Consider the following 14783-nt stretch of genomic DNA (forward strand, 5'->3'; position numbering starts at 1 on the left):
TCAATGCAGAAGGGAAATAGGTGGCCGGATTTTACTCCGCCCGCGGCCGGACTATCCCGCCGCTACCGTGGCCGGTTTTTGCACCGCCGCTCTCACGCGGGGCTAGGGAGCGAGAGGGACTGAATTTTAGCTGGAGCAAACGTTTCGTTTTCTTGCCGAATCTGGCATTTGGGCCTCGTGTCTGAGGGATCCATCCCGCTTTAATGATTGGCGCACAAATATGCAATCTGGACAAACCGGACAATCTGCACTATCTCTGAGATGTTAATCATGGAGGCAGTTATGGTTGCAGTCACTCGCAAATCAGACAGCACGCGGATTGGCGTGAGCGCAGCTGCAGTCAAAGAGGTCGTGAAGGTCCTCGCTCATCACAATCCGCATCTGTCGAAGCCGGCCCTCACGGCGACAGGAAAGATTGTCGCTGCGGTCTCGGCCGCAACTGCGAGGCTTTCGATCGAGCAGCAGAAGGAAATTGTCGCGCATGATCAAGAACTCGTAAAGGCCGTCGAGGTCGCCATGTCGTCTCTCGCCGGCATGTCCAAGCCGGAGCGAACGAAAATCGCGCTGCCCGATGCCGTGGAAGAGAGCCAGGGTGCCGGGATGGGCGCGCTCCTGGATATTGAAGAGGGACGCCGTCGCCTGTCGACGTTGGCAGTTCCAACGTCGATCGAGGACTGGGCGGGTCCTGTGGCCGGACCAGGTGAGATTGAAAAGATATATAGAACTAAACGATCGACTCTGCATGACTGGCAGAAGCGTGGAGCGGTCATCGGCCTGCTGAAAGGTGAGCGAAAGCACGTCTTTCCGCTAGCGCAATTCGTCGATGGCCGTCCTATCCGGGGGATGACGGAGGTCACAAAGATTATTCGCAACCCGCGAGCTGCCTGGCAATGGTTGATACAGCGGAAGCCCAGTATCGGAGGAACACCGCTCGAGGAACTGAAGAAGGGACACCTGGAAAAGGTTCTGGACGCGGCAGAGCGGGATTTTGGATAGCCAGTGAAGCTTGATTCAAAAACAGTCAGCGAGCTAGCGATTGCATTTCGACCGACAGCCTACCTCCGCGTTATTCCGCTCGAGCACAAGGCGACACCACTAGGAATGGGATTCGGCCAGACCCGCTTTTCCAGTCCGACCCGAGCCTTCCAGCTGGCCTACATCGCGAAAGATGTGGCGACCTCCATCGCTGAGACTATCGTCCGCGACCGTTTCGAAGGTGCGGCTGCGCGGGTGCTCGACGAGAGCGAAGTAGAGGACTGGGCTATGGCCGAAATCAGCGCGACCGAGCCGTTGCTTGTTCTTGATCTGAGAACCACCGGCCTTCTAAAGCTCGGCATAAGTACCGATGCCGCTAGAGCCAAGGATCACCGCGACGGCCGGAGTTTGAGCGAGGAGCTGTACCGCTCGTTTGATATCGACGGCTTGCTTTACGCTTCTCGTCTCACTGGCGCAGAGTGTGTTGCTGTCTACGATAGGGCAGTCACAACCAAACTTGCCTCCGGTTCAGCAGAGGAACTCGTTCGTCACAGCGATCTAGACACCGCACTTCGGTCCATCGGTGTGACGCTGCGGCGCGGATCGTAGTTCACCAACCGAGATCAGCAGGGCCGCCTTTTCTCTATATCTCAAGGCTGAGCTGTTCAGCGAACCGCGATTGCGGTTCGGCAAAGTTCGACATCGTGATGCCGAGCAGCCTTATACCTTTCTCAACCGGGAAGACCGCGCTCAACAACGAAATGCCAGCTTCCGTGAGATCAGTTGCCTCCGCGATTGGCTCGGCGGTCGTGCGGCTACGCGTGATCTGACGGAAATCGGCGAATTTCACCTTCAGCGTCACGGTTCTGCCAGACAGGAGCTTCGCCTCGCAATGGCGCCAGACCTTGTCCGCGAGCGGTTTCAGTTCCGACTTTGCGGCTTCGAAATCGAAGATATCCTCGGCGAAAGTGTCTTCTGCGCCCACGGACTTCCGCTCCCGGTTCGGTTGCACCGCCCCCTCATCAATCCCCCGCGAAATCCGGTAATACCAGTTCCCCGACTTTCCGAAATTCGCCTGCAGGAACTCGAGCGGCTTTGATCGCAGATCGGCGCCGGTCACAATGCTCAGTCGCTCCATCTTGGCGGCCGTCGCCGGTCCGACACCGTGGAATTTTTTCACAGGCAGATTGGCCACGAATTCAGGCCCTGCTTTCGGCGTAATGACCGCCTGTCCGTTCGGCTTGTTGAGGTCACTCGCCATCTTCGCCAGGAATTTGCAGTAGGAGATGCCGGCCGAGGCATTGAGGCCGGTCACCTCCTTGATGCGGGCGCGGATGATGGTGGCGATCTCGGTGGCAATCGCAATATTCTGTTTGTTCTCGGTGACGTCGAGATAGGCCTCGTCGAGCGAAAGCGGCTCGATGAGGTCGGTATGCTCGGCAAATATCTCGCGGATCTGCACCGACACGGCGCGATAGACGTCGAAGCGGGGCTTGACAAAGATCAGATCTGGGCAGCGGCGTTTCGCCGTGACCGAGGGCAGGGCGGAGCGGACACCGAAGACGCGCGCCTCGTAGCTCGCCGCAGCGACGACACCGCGCGCGGCCGACCCGCCGACCGCTACCGGTTTGCCGCGCAGGTCGGGATTGTCTCGCTGCTCGACCGAGGCATAAAAGGCGTCCATATCGACGTGCAGAATCTTGCGGACGGGCACGAATTGTTCGGGGCTGATCCGGCCATGTGTGGTGCTGTCGTCGTCATCCATAAGCATGTTCGGGCGCCGTTCTGGTGCTGCCTTAGAGCAGCAAGCCATCCCCCGACTTCGCCGGCGGCTCCACCACGACCAGCATGTTGCCGGGCAGGGGCCGCTGCAGGTGCTTGACCTCGTCCCAGTCGCCGGTAAGCCAGAGTTCAACCTCCTCCGGCGTGGTCAGGATCGCCGGCATGGCCTTCTGATGGATGGGGCTGACGATCTCGTTGGGTGAGGTCGTGAGAAACCCGTAGAGCTCGAACTCCCTCTCACCATCGCGAACCTTCCGGACACCCTTCCACGGCGTCCAGAATCCGGCGAAGAACATCAGCGGCCGTTCGGCATTCTGCGCGAACCAGGCGTTGGGAACACGGCCGCCCTCTACCTTGCTCGCAGGATCGGGTTCGGCAAACGAGGTGATGGGGACGGCGCAGCGGCTGGTCGGCCCGAGCCAGCGCCGCCAGTGGGGTGAATTGACGTTGCGGATATTGGTGACGCCGGGATCGTAATTGCCTTTGATATAGGCCGGCGGTGTCGGCATGCCCCAGGTGGCGCTCGCGATTTCGCGAGTTCCGTCAGTGCCGACACGCACGATCGGCGCCAATGTACCCGGATAGACATCGAGCGAGGGCGCGTTCCAGCCGGCCTTGTCGGCGAAGGCTTTGGTGAATTCCATCACCGCATCGCGCGTCGTCGTTAAGTTGTAGAGATTACAGATTGTCGTATCTCCTCTCTATCGCCACATGCCGCGCATGCGGGCGCCGACATCGAGGCGCACCTGACGCGGCCCTGTATTGACGCTGGCTCCGGGCGCAACGATAGGCCAGGCGCGGCATTCGAACAGCTCGACCAGATTAGCCGGAATAAACCGTGTGCGCGAGGCATAGACATGCCGGTCGCCGGTCGCGGACTGGCCATGGGTGAAGAAGCGCTGCGGCATGACGAGATTGAGGCTGTCCTTGGCCCTGGTCATGGCGACATAGAGCAGGCGCCGTTCCTCCTCGATCTCGTCCGACGTTCCGACACCAAGATCGGAGGGAATGCAGCCGTCCACCGTGTTGAGCACGAAGACCGAGCGCCATTCCTGGCCCTTGGCGGAATGAATGGTCGAAAGGATCAGATAATCCTCATCGAGCAGCGGCACACCGGCCTGACCCGAAGTGGCGTCCGGAGGATCGAGGGTGAGTTCGGTGAGGAAGCGCTCGCGGGTGGGATAGCCGGCGGCGATGTCCTCGAGCTGGAGCAGATCGGCGCGGCGCATCTCGAAATCCTCATGGATGCGCTCGAGATGCGGCTCGTACCAGGCCCGAACCTGTCCGATCTCGGCCGGCCACCCGGAGGCACCCGAGCGCAATCCGGCGAGCAGCTCGACAAAGGCCGGCCATTCGGCCTGGGCACGGGCCGGGCAGGGGAGGCGGTCGAGCGTGTCGATCGGATCGGCACTATCGGCAACCGCGTCGAGTGCGGTTTGCGCCGTGGCAGGGCCGACGCCCGGGAGCAACTGCAACAGGCGGAAGCCGGAGACGCGGTCGCGCATGTTCTGGGCAAAGCGCATGGCGGCCAGCATGTCCTTCACATGCGCGCTGTCGAGGAATTTTAGCCCGCCGAACTTGACGAAGGGAATGTTGCGGCGGGTCAGCTCGACCTCCAGCGGTCCACTGTGGTGGCTGGCGCGGAACAGCACGGCCTGGTCCTTCAGCCGCATGCCGGTCTCTCGGTTCTCCAGCACCTCGTCGGCGACGAACTGCGCCTGACCGGCTTCATCGCGCACGGTGACCAGACGCGGCCGCTCGTTGGAAGGCCGGTCTGTCCAGAGGTCCTTTGTGAAGCGCTCCCTGGCCAGTCCGATCACACCATTGGCTGCGGCAAGGATAGGCTGGGTCGAGCGGTAGTTGCGGTCGAGGGTGATGACCTCGGCGGGCGGCGAAAACTCCTTCGGGAAATCGAGAATGTTGCGGACCGTCGCCGCGCGGAACGAGTAGATCGCCTGGGCGTCGTCGCCGACCACGGTGAGGCCACGCCCGGCGGGCCGCAATCCGGTGAGCACGGTGGCCTGGAGGCGATTGGTGTCCTGGTATTCGTCGACAAGGACATGATCCCATCTGCCGCCGATCTCGTCAGCCAGCGTGGCATCGCCCATGGTCTGCGCCCAGTAGAGCAGCAGATCATCGTAATCGAGCACGTTCTGGATCTGCTTGGCCTCGACATAACCGGCAAACAGCTCGCGAAGCTCTTTTTCCCATGCGGCACACCATGGATAGTTAGCCCGCAGCACCTCATCGAGCGCGGCCTCGGAATTGACCGTACGCGAATAGATCGACAGGCACGTCCCCTTGGCCGGAAACCTGTTCTCGGTCTTCGAAAAACCGAGATCGTGGCGGACGAGGTTCATCAGGTCGGCCGAATCCTCCCGGTCGTGGATGGTGAATTGCGGATCGAGACCGAGCTCGATGGCATATTCACGCAGGATCCGCGCGCCGATGCCATGGAATGTACCCGACCAGGCGAGCGCATCGGTGAGGATGCCGGCCTTGTCGCCGAGCCCCTTGGCGCAGATGCGCTCGACCCGCTTGGCCATTTCGGATGCCGCCCGGCGCGAAAAGGTCATCAGCAGGATACGGCGCGGATCGGCGCCGGCGATGATGAGCTGGGCCACCCGATGGGCGAGCGTATTGGTCTTGCCCGATCCCGCACCGGCGATGATCAGCAGTGGTCCGCCGATCCTGCCGTCGGCCAGGCCGATGCCATGGACGACCGCGGCACGTTGACCCTCGTTCAATTTTTCCAGATACGCCGCCTGCATGCCGTCCCGCTCCTATCGCCCTCAGATTCAACGACAATCGGCAAATACTGCGCCGTTGCTTGCCGTTACGTCCCCCATCACGCCGGATAGGGCCCGTACGGCTGAGCGGAACAGGAAAGTGCCATAAGGGCGGATAAATCTTTTCAGAAGTCCCATTCGGAAGTAGGTTGGCGCAAGGCTCTGAGGCCGCCGTTGGCGACGGCATCGGGCAGGAGGAATTCGTAGCGGCCGAGGAAGTTGATGTGACGCCACGCGATCGGGGAGAGGCGGGCGATATCGGCGGCCAGCAGGGCCATTCCCGTGCTCTCGATGTCACGCAGGGCTTCCTGCATGTAGACGGCGTTCCAGTGAACGATGGCGTTGAGGGCGAGGCCGAGCACGCCGAGCTGTTCTTCCTGGCCCTGGCGAAGCGGGGTTCTGATCTCGCCACGATCGCCGTGGTGAACCCGGCGTCCCAGCCTGTGCCGCAACTCTTGCCGGTTCAGCTGAACCAGCGTGCGGCGTCGGAAGGCGGGATCGTCGATGGTGCGCAGGACGTGCAGCGTCTTGATGATGCGGCCGAGCTCGGACAGGGCCTTGGCCAGGGTGGTGGGTCGATCCTTGACCTGCAGCGTGCGCATGACGCCGGCGGCTTTCAGGTGGCCGAGCTTGAGCGATCCGGCGAGGCGGATGAAGTCGCTCCAGTTGTCGCGGACCAGCCCGATATTGACCGTCCCGCGCGCGACGGGATTGAACGGCCCGTAATCGGCCTGTCTGGCGTCACGACACGAAAGTGTTGGATCTGTCCGACTTTTGAGAACGTATGGTGATCACGCTGCGAGGATAGATGTTTCGCGCCGCAATGGCCTGAGATCAACGCCGTCTGTTGGGGTCCAGATGTAATCGCCGGTGAGACTGATGTGCTGCCAGCCGAGTGGGGTAATGTGTTTGATGATGTCAAGCGGCGTGGGAATGCCCTCGCGGTTGAGCTCGGCGAACGCCGGTTCGAGATAGAGTGTGTTCCAGTAGACGATGGCGTTGATTAGCAGGTTCAGTCCAGATGCTCGGTAGAACTGGCTCTCGAAAGTCCGGTCGCGCAATTCTCCGAGGCGATTGAAGAACAGTGCGCGGGCCAAGGTGTTCTGGGATTCGCTCTTGTTGAGGCCGGCCGTCGCGTTCCTGCGCATTTCGGGGTTCTGCCACCACTGGGGCAGAAAGATGGACCGATTGATGCGACCGAGATCGCGTAGCGCCAACGCCAGTCCGTTCTGGCGTGGGAATGCGGACAGCTTTGCCAACAGGGTCGAAGGCCGAACCTGCCCGGAACGGATCGTCGTGACCAGCCGCAGGATGTCGTTCCAGTTTGCCTTGATCCGCTCGACGTTGATGTGCTCGCCAACGAGCGGCGCCAGGTTTTCGGGAGGCGCGTCGCCCGGGAAGAGATAGAGCTTGCGATCCTTGAGACCGCGCAGCCGAGGCACAATCTGGAAACCAACGAGATGGCAAAGGGCGAAGCTCATATCGCTTACCCCGCCGGTATCGACATAGTGGGTTTCGATGGCGAGATCGCTGCCATGATAGAGCAGTCCATCGAGGACATAGATGGCTTCGCTCGCATTGGCATTCATGGCGATGATGTAGAAAGCGCCGTACTGGTCAGAGGTGAACCGGTAGAATTTGGCGCCGGGGTTGGGACCATAGCGGCCGTTGAGGTCGCCGATCGCCTCGGCGTGTCCGCCCGCCGGAAAATACTGGCCATCGGAGGATGACGTTGTTCCATCGCCCCACAAGCTTGCCAGAGGCAATTGCCTCTGGGCGTTGACGAGAATGGCGTGCGCGGCCGTGTAACCTTCCTCGCGAATATGCCAGTCGTGCGCCCAGGCGAGTTGGCGCATCGTAATGCCGGGGGAAACGTCCGCCATTCTCGTGAGACCGAGATTGATGCCGTCCGCCAGGATGGCGGTGAGGAGCGCAAGCTTGTTGTCGGCCGTCCGACCGCTGCGCAAATGGGTAAAGGCGTTCGAAAATTCCGTTCGGGCGTCAACCTCGAGCAAAAGGTCAGTGATGCGGATCGCAGGCAGACGGCTTTCCACCTTTAGCTTCAGCGACTTGGCGATATCCGGAAACATAGCCTTGTGCGGCGTGACGCTAAACCCCGCCCCGGTCAGTTCTACATCGTCGAGCTCGCCGGCTGCGGCCAGACGCGAGAGGTCAGCCAGTCCATCGTTCAGCAGCTGGCGCTGTTGGCGAAGATAAGTCTCGACATCGGTATCAACGGCGATTGGAAGCGCTCCTTCCTCACGCATCAGCTCGAATGTCGGCGTGGGAATGAGAAAGCTTTCGAAAGACTGGAAGCGTTTGGCTCCTTCCACCCAGATATCGCCCGCATCGAGCCGGCGCTTCAATTCGCTGAAAAGGCAAAGCTCATAAGCCCTGCGATCAATCTTTCCATCTTTGAGTATGAGAGGCATCCAGCCCTTCGGCGCAAAGGAGATCGGTGCCTTGTCGGGTATGGTCCTTTTGCCCGTACGATATAGACCCGCGACCACGGATAGCGCCCGCAAGAGGTTCGCCGCCACTGCGTGACCGCGGAACACGAGAGTGGAGAGAAACTGTGGCGCCAGTTTCCTGATCGTCGGATAGCGCTGGAGCATTTCGATTTTACCGTCGATAACATCCGGCGCGATCAGCGTATCAACCGCCTGGACACTGGTTGCAAAAGCTGGCCATTGGATGACCAGATCAAGCGCTTTGGCCATGTCCTCACCCTTCTCTCTGGCCTTGATGATCGCATGGCAGACTTTTGAAACGTCCTTCAACGGCGTCTGCACTTCCCGAACGGATCGGGTGACGCGAGCAGCCGCCTGGTTATTGGCTCGCCGCGTCAGGATGCCCATGAGTTTCTTGAACATGTCGATCGCGCAATCGGTGAGATGGCGGGAAAGGTGGAGCACTGTTGCAGCCAGGACAGCATGTCGGCGTTCGGTGTTAAGGTCGCGCAGATGCTGCGCGCTCATTCGCGTCCCCTCTGCAGCAAATTCGTCAAAGACCTTGGCCGGAATTCGATCCATCAACGTCGTCGGCAGGTTCAGAGACCGGAGAAAACGAATGCGCTCGGCAATTCTGTCGAGGTTGACGGCGGCTGGCGACAATGCCGGCGTTCTCGCCCAGGCAAGAATGGTCACGCTTGTCCCCTCACGCGGATCGAGAAGCTTGTCCAGATCGAGCTTTTGGCCTTCTGAGATCCCGCCGGCCAAGGCCCGATGAGCAATACGAATGCCGCGCCTGATTGCCACATGAATGATGGCTTCGAGCGCTGGCCGCGCTGGCAAAAGAATTCTCCTGCGTCGCAGTTCTTCCACGACCATATCCGCCAATACATCGGCCTGGCGCAGGGTTTGCGCGGCAGGTGTCAGCCAGCCTGTGAGTGCCCGCACGTCCGAAGGCACAAACGGACGCATCTGCATTCTGTAGAAAAGCAGGGCCAGATGCTCGCGCCGCGTCTGTGGGCGCTCGAAATAACGATCGATCTCATGGTGATCGACGCCGATCTGCCGCGCCAGAAATCGTAAGACGCCAGCCGGCAGGACCTCGCCATCCGCAAGCGGTCGGCCAGGGTATCGTAGCGTGGCCAGAACACAGGCGAGGCCCAGTCTGTTCGAGGCCTTGTTCTGTCGCATGATCAGGTCGAGATCCGATCGATCCAGCGTGTAATGTTTGGCGATCTCCCTTTCGTTATCCGGGATGATCGTCGCCTGTTGCCACCATGCCTCGCTCAGTAATGCTCTTCGCGCCATTCTCTGATCTTCCCGTTTCGCCGCGGAGAGTGCAGCGAAACGGAAAATGCGTGTCCGACAAACGAACGTTTCGCGGCATCCACAGTTCTTGTCCGCAAACCTTGTCATGAAACGGCAAATCGGACAATGTCCGAATTCAACGGAAAAACGGACAAACCACGTCTCATGACCTCTATCGGCTATGCAAGGGTCTCCACCGGCGAGCAGGACACCGCCCTGCAACTCGACGCTTTGCGCAAAGCAGGTTGTGAAAGGCTGTTCGAGGATAAGGCATCCGGCGTGAAGACTGACCGCCCCGGATTGGCTGAGGCGATCCGCTACGTTCGCGACGGCGACACGCTCACAGTCTGGAAGCTCGACCGCCTCGGCCGGTCGATGAAGCACCTCATCGAGATCATCACCGAACTGGAGGCCAAAGGCGTCGGCTTCCGATCCATCACCGAAAACATCGACACCACGACATCCGGCGGTCGCCTGGTCTTCCACCTGTTCGGCGCGCTGGCACAGTTCGAGCGCGATCTGATCCGGGAACGAACACGTGCCGGTCTGCAAGCCGCAGAGGAACGCGGCCGACGCGGTGGCCGACAAGTCGTCGTAACCCCGGACAAACTTGCCAAAGCCCGCCAGCATCTGGCGGCCGGTTTGAACGTCCGGGAAGCCGCGGCCCGCGTGAAAATAGGGAAAACCGCCCTCTACGAAGCTCTCAAGGCCGAAAAAGCAACGACAACCACGGTCAAACCAACCTGAGTTCCGGATACGTTCTTAAAAGTCGGACAGATTCGCCACTTTCGTGTCGTGACGCCTATTGGTTATGATCCCCCGTTGCGGACCTTCTTTCTCCAGGCATTTCCCGATCCGGAAACGGACGAGTGCGCGCTTTGGCTCGGCACATGTTTGGAGGAATTTCCGACGCTGGAATCCATCATCGAAGACGCGCGACGAGATGGGTTTGAAATTTTCGGATTATCGCACGAAATCATCATGGGGATGCTCAAGGATGCGGGACCGTGGTACCCGCCAAGCCTTGGTGAACGGCTTGGCATTGTGCGATAAGCGGCTTTGTCGGCGGGCTGGCCTGATGTAGCTTCGTCAAATAGTCTGATGAAAGTATCTAAGCTGGGAAGATCTCCATGCCCGACCACGAATTGCAGCACATCATCACAAAGGCTCGCGACGCCAAGCACGGTGAATTTGGGGTTCTGTCTACCGGCGAGAAGTTGGCCGTCGCGCTGGTGCTGAACCGGCCGGACTGGCTGGCCGGTATGCACTACACGCTGGCAGAGGCCATTGAGCGCGTAGGCCCCAAGTGGCTCGCTTTGATTCCCGAAGCCGCACGGGCGCTGGAATACGAAGACGAGCAGGCCGACGGTAAGGCATAAGCCGGATTTCTAAGATCCACTTCCGATGGATTATATAACAATTTCAATAACTTAGTTCCATAATGCATATTATGCGACTCAACAAACCACACAACAAAAAAAGCCGGACTTGCCTCTCGCCCCATCACGGCGTGACTAAAGAAAGCCAGCTTTCTGCTTTTATGTATTGCAAGAAATCCATACATATGGAAGTTTGGAGCATGTCAATGCGGCCGGACTACGTCGATCGCCATGTGAGGGATGCCTAATGGCTGACAAGGATGCTGTTATAATCAGCGACCAAAGCGGCGTGGGAACCGAGAAAGGCATCTCGCTCAACTTCAAGGTGACCGCAGAGTTCAAGAAAGAATTCAAAGGGTTCGCTGTCGCTCAGGGGATCAGCATGACGGACCTTCTCAAGGAAGGCTTCGCTCTCTCCAGAAAGAACCGGCAAAAATGATCATCCCATGGGTCAAGGCGGTGCGCGCTGTTTGTATCGAATCAGCGCAAGCACTACGTCAGCCGCAATGACGATCGAGGCCCTAAACAACACCGAAGCGACGGTCGACTGGCTGTTCTCTATCGGTGAAGGCCGCGGCCTGCCCGCGATCGACGGCTTATTGGCGGTCGATGATTATGATCCCAAGGGGCGGTCGCCGGAAGAAGTCGCCATCATGGAGAAGGCGCATTCCTACGGTGCGCGCGCAGTGTTTTTTGAGGCGGAACGACACGGCCGGTCGCCGATCGCGCAAGCATTCATCTTCGAATCAACTGACGAGCTTGACGACGCTCGGTTCGCAGAACTGCACAAGCGTCTGTGGAGCTGGGGCGGCGTGCCGCTCGTCTATCGCGCTGCGCCTGGCTGCATACAACTCTTTCGCTGTGCTCACGAACCTGATTTTGTCGGGTCCGGCGATGTCGCCGTTTGCCGTCCGATCCGCACGCTGTTGATTGGCGCAAAGATTGCCGCAGAGGAGATCTGGTGGGACGCTGCTCGAATTCGAAACGGCACGATCTGGGATGATCCCGACACCTGCAAACTTATGCTTTCGGCCCAGAAGGCGGCGCACAGAACATTGGTCGAAGAGGTGCGCGCGCTGGCAAAACACCTCGCGGAACGGCGGCTGCTCGCGCCTCGACTACGCCGCCGCCTGCTCATCCTGTCACTGCTGATTGCCTATCTTGAAGAACGATCGGTTCTCCAGCCGGCCGATTTCGGCAAGGCGCGCGAGGGTGCTCGTCGGTTTTTCGAAGTTCTTGGCGATGGCGTAGCGTTGGTCACGCTGCTCGAAGCGCTCGAAGAGCGTTTCAATGGCCATGTATTCAGATTGACGGATGAAGAACGTGCGGCTTTGGCGGAAAGCACCGAACTCGCCAGTTACGCGCGCCTCGTTGAAGGTTATGAGGATAGCAGCGGCCAGCTTAGCCTCTGGCGTCTGTACTCCTTCCGCGATCTGCCGGTTGAGTTGATCAGCAATATCTATCAGCTCTTTGTGAAGGACGCTTCGAGTTCCATTTACACCCCTCCCGCCCTAGTACGGCTCATGCTGGAAGAGGCGCTGGGGTGGGACAGACTCGACAAGCTGATGGCCGGCGATGGGGTAATTCTCGATCCGGCCTGCGGGTCGGGAGTTTTTCTAGTCGAGGCCTACAGGCGGCTCGTTCTGCACTGGCGCTGGCGGAATAATTGGGCGCGTCCAGGCATCGACGAACTACGCCCGCTGCTCCAGCGTGTACATGGCATCGATCTCGAAGAGGGGGCCGTCGAACTGGCCGCGTTCAGCCTGTGTCTCAGCCTCTGCGACGCGCTGCAACCGGAAGAAATTCGCTCCAGCGTGAAGCTATTCCCGCCGCTAGCTGATGTGACACTGCACCATAGCTGCTTCTTCGAAGCGAAGGCCAAGGGGATGATCAAAGCGCCGGTCACGGCGATTATTGGCAATCCACCCTTCGAGTCATCTTTGACGACGGAAGGGGCGAAGCAAAGCTACGCCGCCTACACGCAGGCGCATGGTGCCTTGGCAGACAAGCAACTCGCCTATCTTTTCCTGCACGATGCAATGGAAATGCTGACACCAGAAGGTGTATTGGCGATGGTCGAGCCATCAGGCTTTCTCTATAATCAGCACGCACTTGCTTTCCGCCGTACTTTCTTCACCCGCTGGAAGGTGCGTGAGGTCCTCGATTTCGTATCGGTACGCGGACTGTTCAAAAAGGGCGAGGCTGACCCGAAGATCGTGGTGGTGATTGCGGAGGCTGCGACGCCGTCGCCCGATAGCCGCCTGCTTCATGCTGTGTTCCGCCGCAATGGCCGCGCCACCGCCGAGCAGGGTTTCGACATCGACTATTATGACCTTCATTGGCTCCGCAACGCGGATGCGGAACGGTCACGCGACGTCTGGCGCTCAAATCTGCTCGGCGGCAGCCGAGTTCTCGACCTGATCAATCGGTTGCGTAGCTATCCGACGCTGAAGGATTTCGCGACGAAGCAGGGCTGGGATTTCGGCGAAGGCTACATTGCAGGGCTGAAGGGCATTTCCCGACCCGCTGGCCACCTCGTCGGCCAGCCGCTGCTGCCGACGAGCGCGCTCTCCGAACATGGCCTCAACACAGTGCTCCTCGAAACGGTACCAGACCGTCCCATTAAGGATACCAAGACAGAGCGTAGGTTCTCGCCGCCGTTCCTGCTGATCAAGGAACATGAGAACCTGCATCACGGCCTCTGGAACGGCCACTATCTGACCTACAAGCATGAGATTGTCGGGCTAACGGCTCCGAAGAAGGACCTGGATCGTCTCGCTGGCATTGAGGCCTGGCTCAAGCGCGAGAATACGGTGCTGCGCGCCTATGTGGCTGGAATTAGCGCCCGCCTATTCACACAGCGCGCCACGGCGATTCTCAGTGCCGACGTGTTTGCCTTACCTTATCCGGAGGATCAGGATCTTGATCTCAGCCAAAATGAGCGCGTCATTGCGGAAGATATCGTTGATCATCAGCGTGATTTTATTCGCCTCGGAACTGCTGCGCCAGTGATGCGAAAGGCACCCGTCGAGGCACTTGACGCTTTCGACGAGGTATTTTCCAGCCAACTCAATGCCGTTTATACGCGCAAGCCAGTACGCGCCCTGCAATCTCAGCAATGGTCGGGTGCCATCTGCAAGCCTTATGTGTTTGGTGATGGCGCGGTCGATTGGTCCGACGCCAATGAATTGCACAACTATCTTGACACCTTACTTCATGAGCGTCGCGGCTCCGGCCTGACTGTCACACGTATCACCCGACTGTACGACAAGGGTTTTGTGTTTCTGCTAAAACCGGATCGTCATAGGTTTTGGACGCGCTCGATCGCGCTTCGTGACGCCGACGATGTCCTCGCCGACCTTCGCGCGCAGGGGTTCTAGCGTGCTGGCGGATGAAGGAGAACGTCAAACGCATGCGGGAGCACTTGACACCGGAGCTCATCTTCCCGGTGAATGGTTCAACTCGCTGGTTGGATTCATTGGTAGCGTTTTGCCGCAGTGGCGCGATGATCCGGCAAGACCCGCCCAGAGCGGCGAGACCGGGCTAACGGCGCAACTCTGCTCGCGCCTCACCAGCGTGAGCCGTCATACCCCAGGCTGGGATTTCCTGCAGTTCAAACGGGAAGAACCGGATGAGACAGACGGTCGACGCTCAATCGACCTTGCGGTGGCGCCGAGCGGGTCGGTGATTTGGATCGAAGGCCGCGAATATACCGAATATCAGACTCTTCTTCCAATCGAGTGCAAGCGGCTGCCTACACCGTCGGGGGCCGAGCGCGACGAGCGCGAGTATCTTTACAGCCGGTTCAATACCGCAGGCGGCATCCAGCGTGCCCATTCAGGCTCCTGCCTTCGCCGCTGGCCCTGCTTGACCCCGGCGCGGGCGAAAAGACGATGTTCGAGCGCATCGTCGGTCAGCTCGCCGGGCAAGGGCCAGGCCAAGCCCGCTAGCGCCGCCCGCTTCAGATTGTCCTGCACGGTGCTGCGCGCAACGCCGAGCACCACCGCAATCTCGCGGCTACTTGTTCCGCTTCCGGCAAGCCGGAGCATCTGTCGTAATTGTCTCATGGTCAGCCTTCTCTTCGCCGGCATCAAAATCTC

At 59.7% G+C, this 14783-nt stretch carries 11 protein-coding genes and 1 pseudogene; 6 read left to right on the top strand and 6 right to left on the bottom strand.

Going from position 1 to position 14783, the window contains the following annotated elements:
* Positions 1-282: 282 nt before the first annotated feature.
* The gene (locus tag C7441_RS22950) at positions 283-996 is read left to right on the top strand and encodes an antitoxin Xre/MbcA/ParS-like domain-containing protein (RefSeq protein WP_109614886.1); all 714 of its coding nucleotides are present in this window, start codon (positions 283-285) and stop codon (positions 994-996) included.
* Between the two features lie 3 nt (positions 997-999).
* A complete protein-coding gene (locus tag C7441_RS22955; RefSeq protein ID WP_109614866.1) occupies positions 1000-1584 on the top strand; it encodes an RES family NAD+ phosphorylase in 585 nt (194 codons plus the stop codon).
* Positions 1585-1618: 34 nt separating this feature from the next.
* Here C7441_RS22955 and dinB read toward each other — a convergent pair whose 3' ends face one another.
* The 5 genes and pseudogenes from dinB to C7441_RS22980 form a co-directional block, all read right to left on the bottom strand.
* Entirely contained in the window at positions 1619-2740 is a 1122-nt protein-coding gene (gene dinB / locus C7441_RS22960) for a DNA polymerase IV (RefSeq protein ID WP_109614867.1), read from the bottom strand.
* Positions 2741-2771: 31 nt separating this feature from the next.
* On the bottom strand, positions 2772-3443 hold the full coding sequence (locus tag C7441_RS22965; protein ID WP_109614868.1) for an SOS response-associated peptidase: 672 nt from the start codon (positions 3441-3443) through the stop codon (positions 2772-2774).
* 15 nt (positions 3444-3458) lie between these two features.
* Positions 3459-5528, bottom strand: coding sequence for an ATP-dependent helicase (locus C7441_RS22970; RefSeq protein ID WP_109614869.1), 2070 nt, complete (start codon positions 5526-5528; stop codon positions 3459-3461).
* A 143-nt stretch (positions 5529-5671) separates the two neighbouring features.
* Positions 5672-6274 (bottom strand): annotated as a pseudogene (locus C7441_RS22975) (Tn3 family transposase); the annotation flags it as partial.
* 63 nt (positions 6275-6337) lie between these two features.
* Positions 6338-9304 (bottom strand): Tn3 family transposase, encoded by a 2967-nt coding sequence (locus C7441_RS22980; RefSeq protein WP_109614870.1) that lies wholly within the window; start codon positions 9302-9304, stop codon positions 6338-6340.
* A 165-nt stretch (positions 9305-9469) separates the two neighbouring features.
* Between C7441_RS22980 and C7441_RS22985 the strand changes: the two genes are divergently transcribed.
* The 4 genes from C7441_RS22985 (at position 9470) to C7441_RS23005 (ending at position 14063) form a co-directional block, all read left to right on the top strand.
* On the top strand, positions 9470-10051 hold the full coding sequence (locus C7441_RS22985) for a recombinase family protein (protein ID WP_109614887.1): 582 nt from the start codon (positions 9470-9472) through the stop codon (positions 10049-10051).
* Positions 10052-10434: 383 nt separating this feature from the next.
* Positions 10435-10683 carry a hypothetical protein gene (locus C7441_RS22995; RefSeq protein ID WP_109614872.1) on the top strand — a complete coding sequence of 83 codons (249 nt, stop codon included), beginning with the start codon at positions 10435-10437 and terminating at the stop codon, positions 10681-10683.
* A 247-nt stretch (positions 10684-10930) separates the two neighbouring features.
* Positions 10931-11122: a hypothetical protein gene (locus tag C7441_RS23000; protein WP_109614873.1), complete on the top strand. Its 192-nt coding sequence runs from the start codon at positions 10931-10933 to the stop codon at positions 11120-11122.
* A 67-nt stretch (positions 11123-11189) separates the two neighbouring features.
* Positions 11190-14063, top strand: a complete 2874-nt coding sequence (locus C7441_RS23005) for an HsdM family class I SAM-dependent methyltransferase (RefSeq protein ID WP_109614874.1) — start codon at positions 11190-11192, stop codon at positions 14061-14063.
* A 414-nt stretch (positions 14064-14477) separates the two neighbouring features.
* Here the strand turns inward: C7441_RS23005 and C7441_RS23015 are convergent, their stop codons facing one another.
* Positions 14478-14774, bottom strand: coding sequence for a LexA family transcriptional regulator (locus C7441_RS23015; protein WP_244916237.1), 297 nt, complete (start codon positions 14772-14774; stop codon positions 14478-14480).
* Between the last annotated feature and the right edge of the window lie 9 nt (positions 14775-14783).

Source organism: Pseudaminobacter salicylatoxidans (assembly GCF_003148475.1).
Lineage (GTDB): Bacteria > Pseudomonadota > Alphaproteobacteria > Rhizobiales > Rhizobiaceae > Pseudaminobacter > Pseudaminobacter salicylatoxidans.

Coding starts and splice junctions, on each gene's coding strand:
- C7441_RS23000 (WP_109614873.1), top strand. CDS start 10,931: ATGGCTGACAAGGATGCTGTTATAATCAGCGACCAAAGCGGCGTGGGA.
- C7441_RS22995 (WP_109614872.1), top strand. CDS start 10,435: ATGCCCGACCACGAATTGCAGCACATCATCACAAAGGCTCGCGACGCC.
- C7441_RS23005 (WP_109614874.1), top strand. CDS start 11,190: ATGACGATCGAGGCCCTAAACAACACCGAAGCGACGGTCGACTGGCTG.
- C7441_RS22950 (WP_109614886.1), top strand. CDS start 283: ATGGTTGCAGTCACTCGCAAATCAGACAGCACGCGGATTGGCGTGAGC.
- C7441_RS22985 (WP_109614887.1), top strand. CDS start 9,470: ATGACCTCTATCGGCTATGCAAGGGTCTCCACCGGCGAGCAGGACACC.
- C7441_RS22970 (WP_109614869.1), bottom strand. CDS start 5,528: ATGCAGGCGGCGTATCTGGAAAAATTGAACGAGGGTCAACGTGCCGCG.
- C7441_RS22980 (WP_109614870.1), bottom strand. CDS start 9,304: ATGGCGCGAAGAGCATTACTGAGCGAGGCATGGTGGCAACAGGCGACG.
- dinB (WP_109614867.1), bottom strand. CDS start 2,740: ATGGATGACGACGACAGCACCACACATGGCCGGATCAGCCCCGAACAA.
- C7441_RS23015 (WP_244916237.1), bottom strand. CDS start 14,774: ATGCCGGCGAAGAGAAGGCTGACCATGAGACAATTACGACAGATGCTC.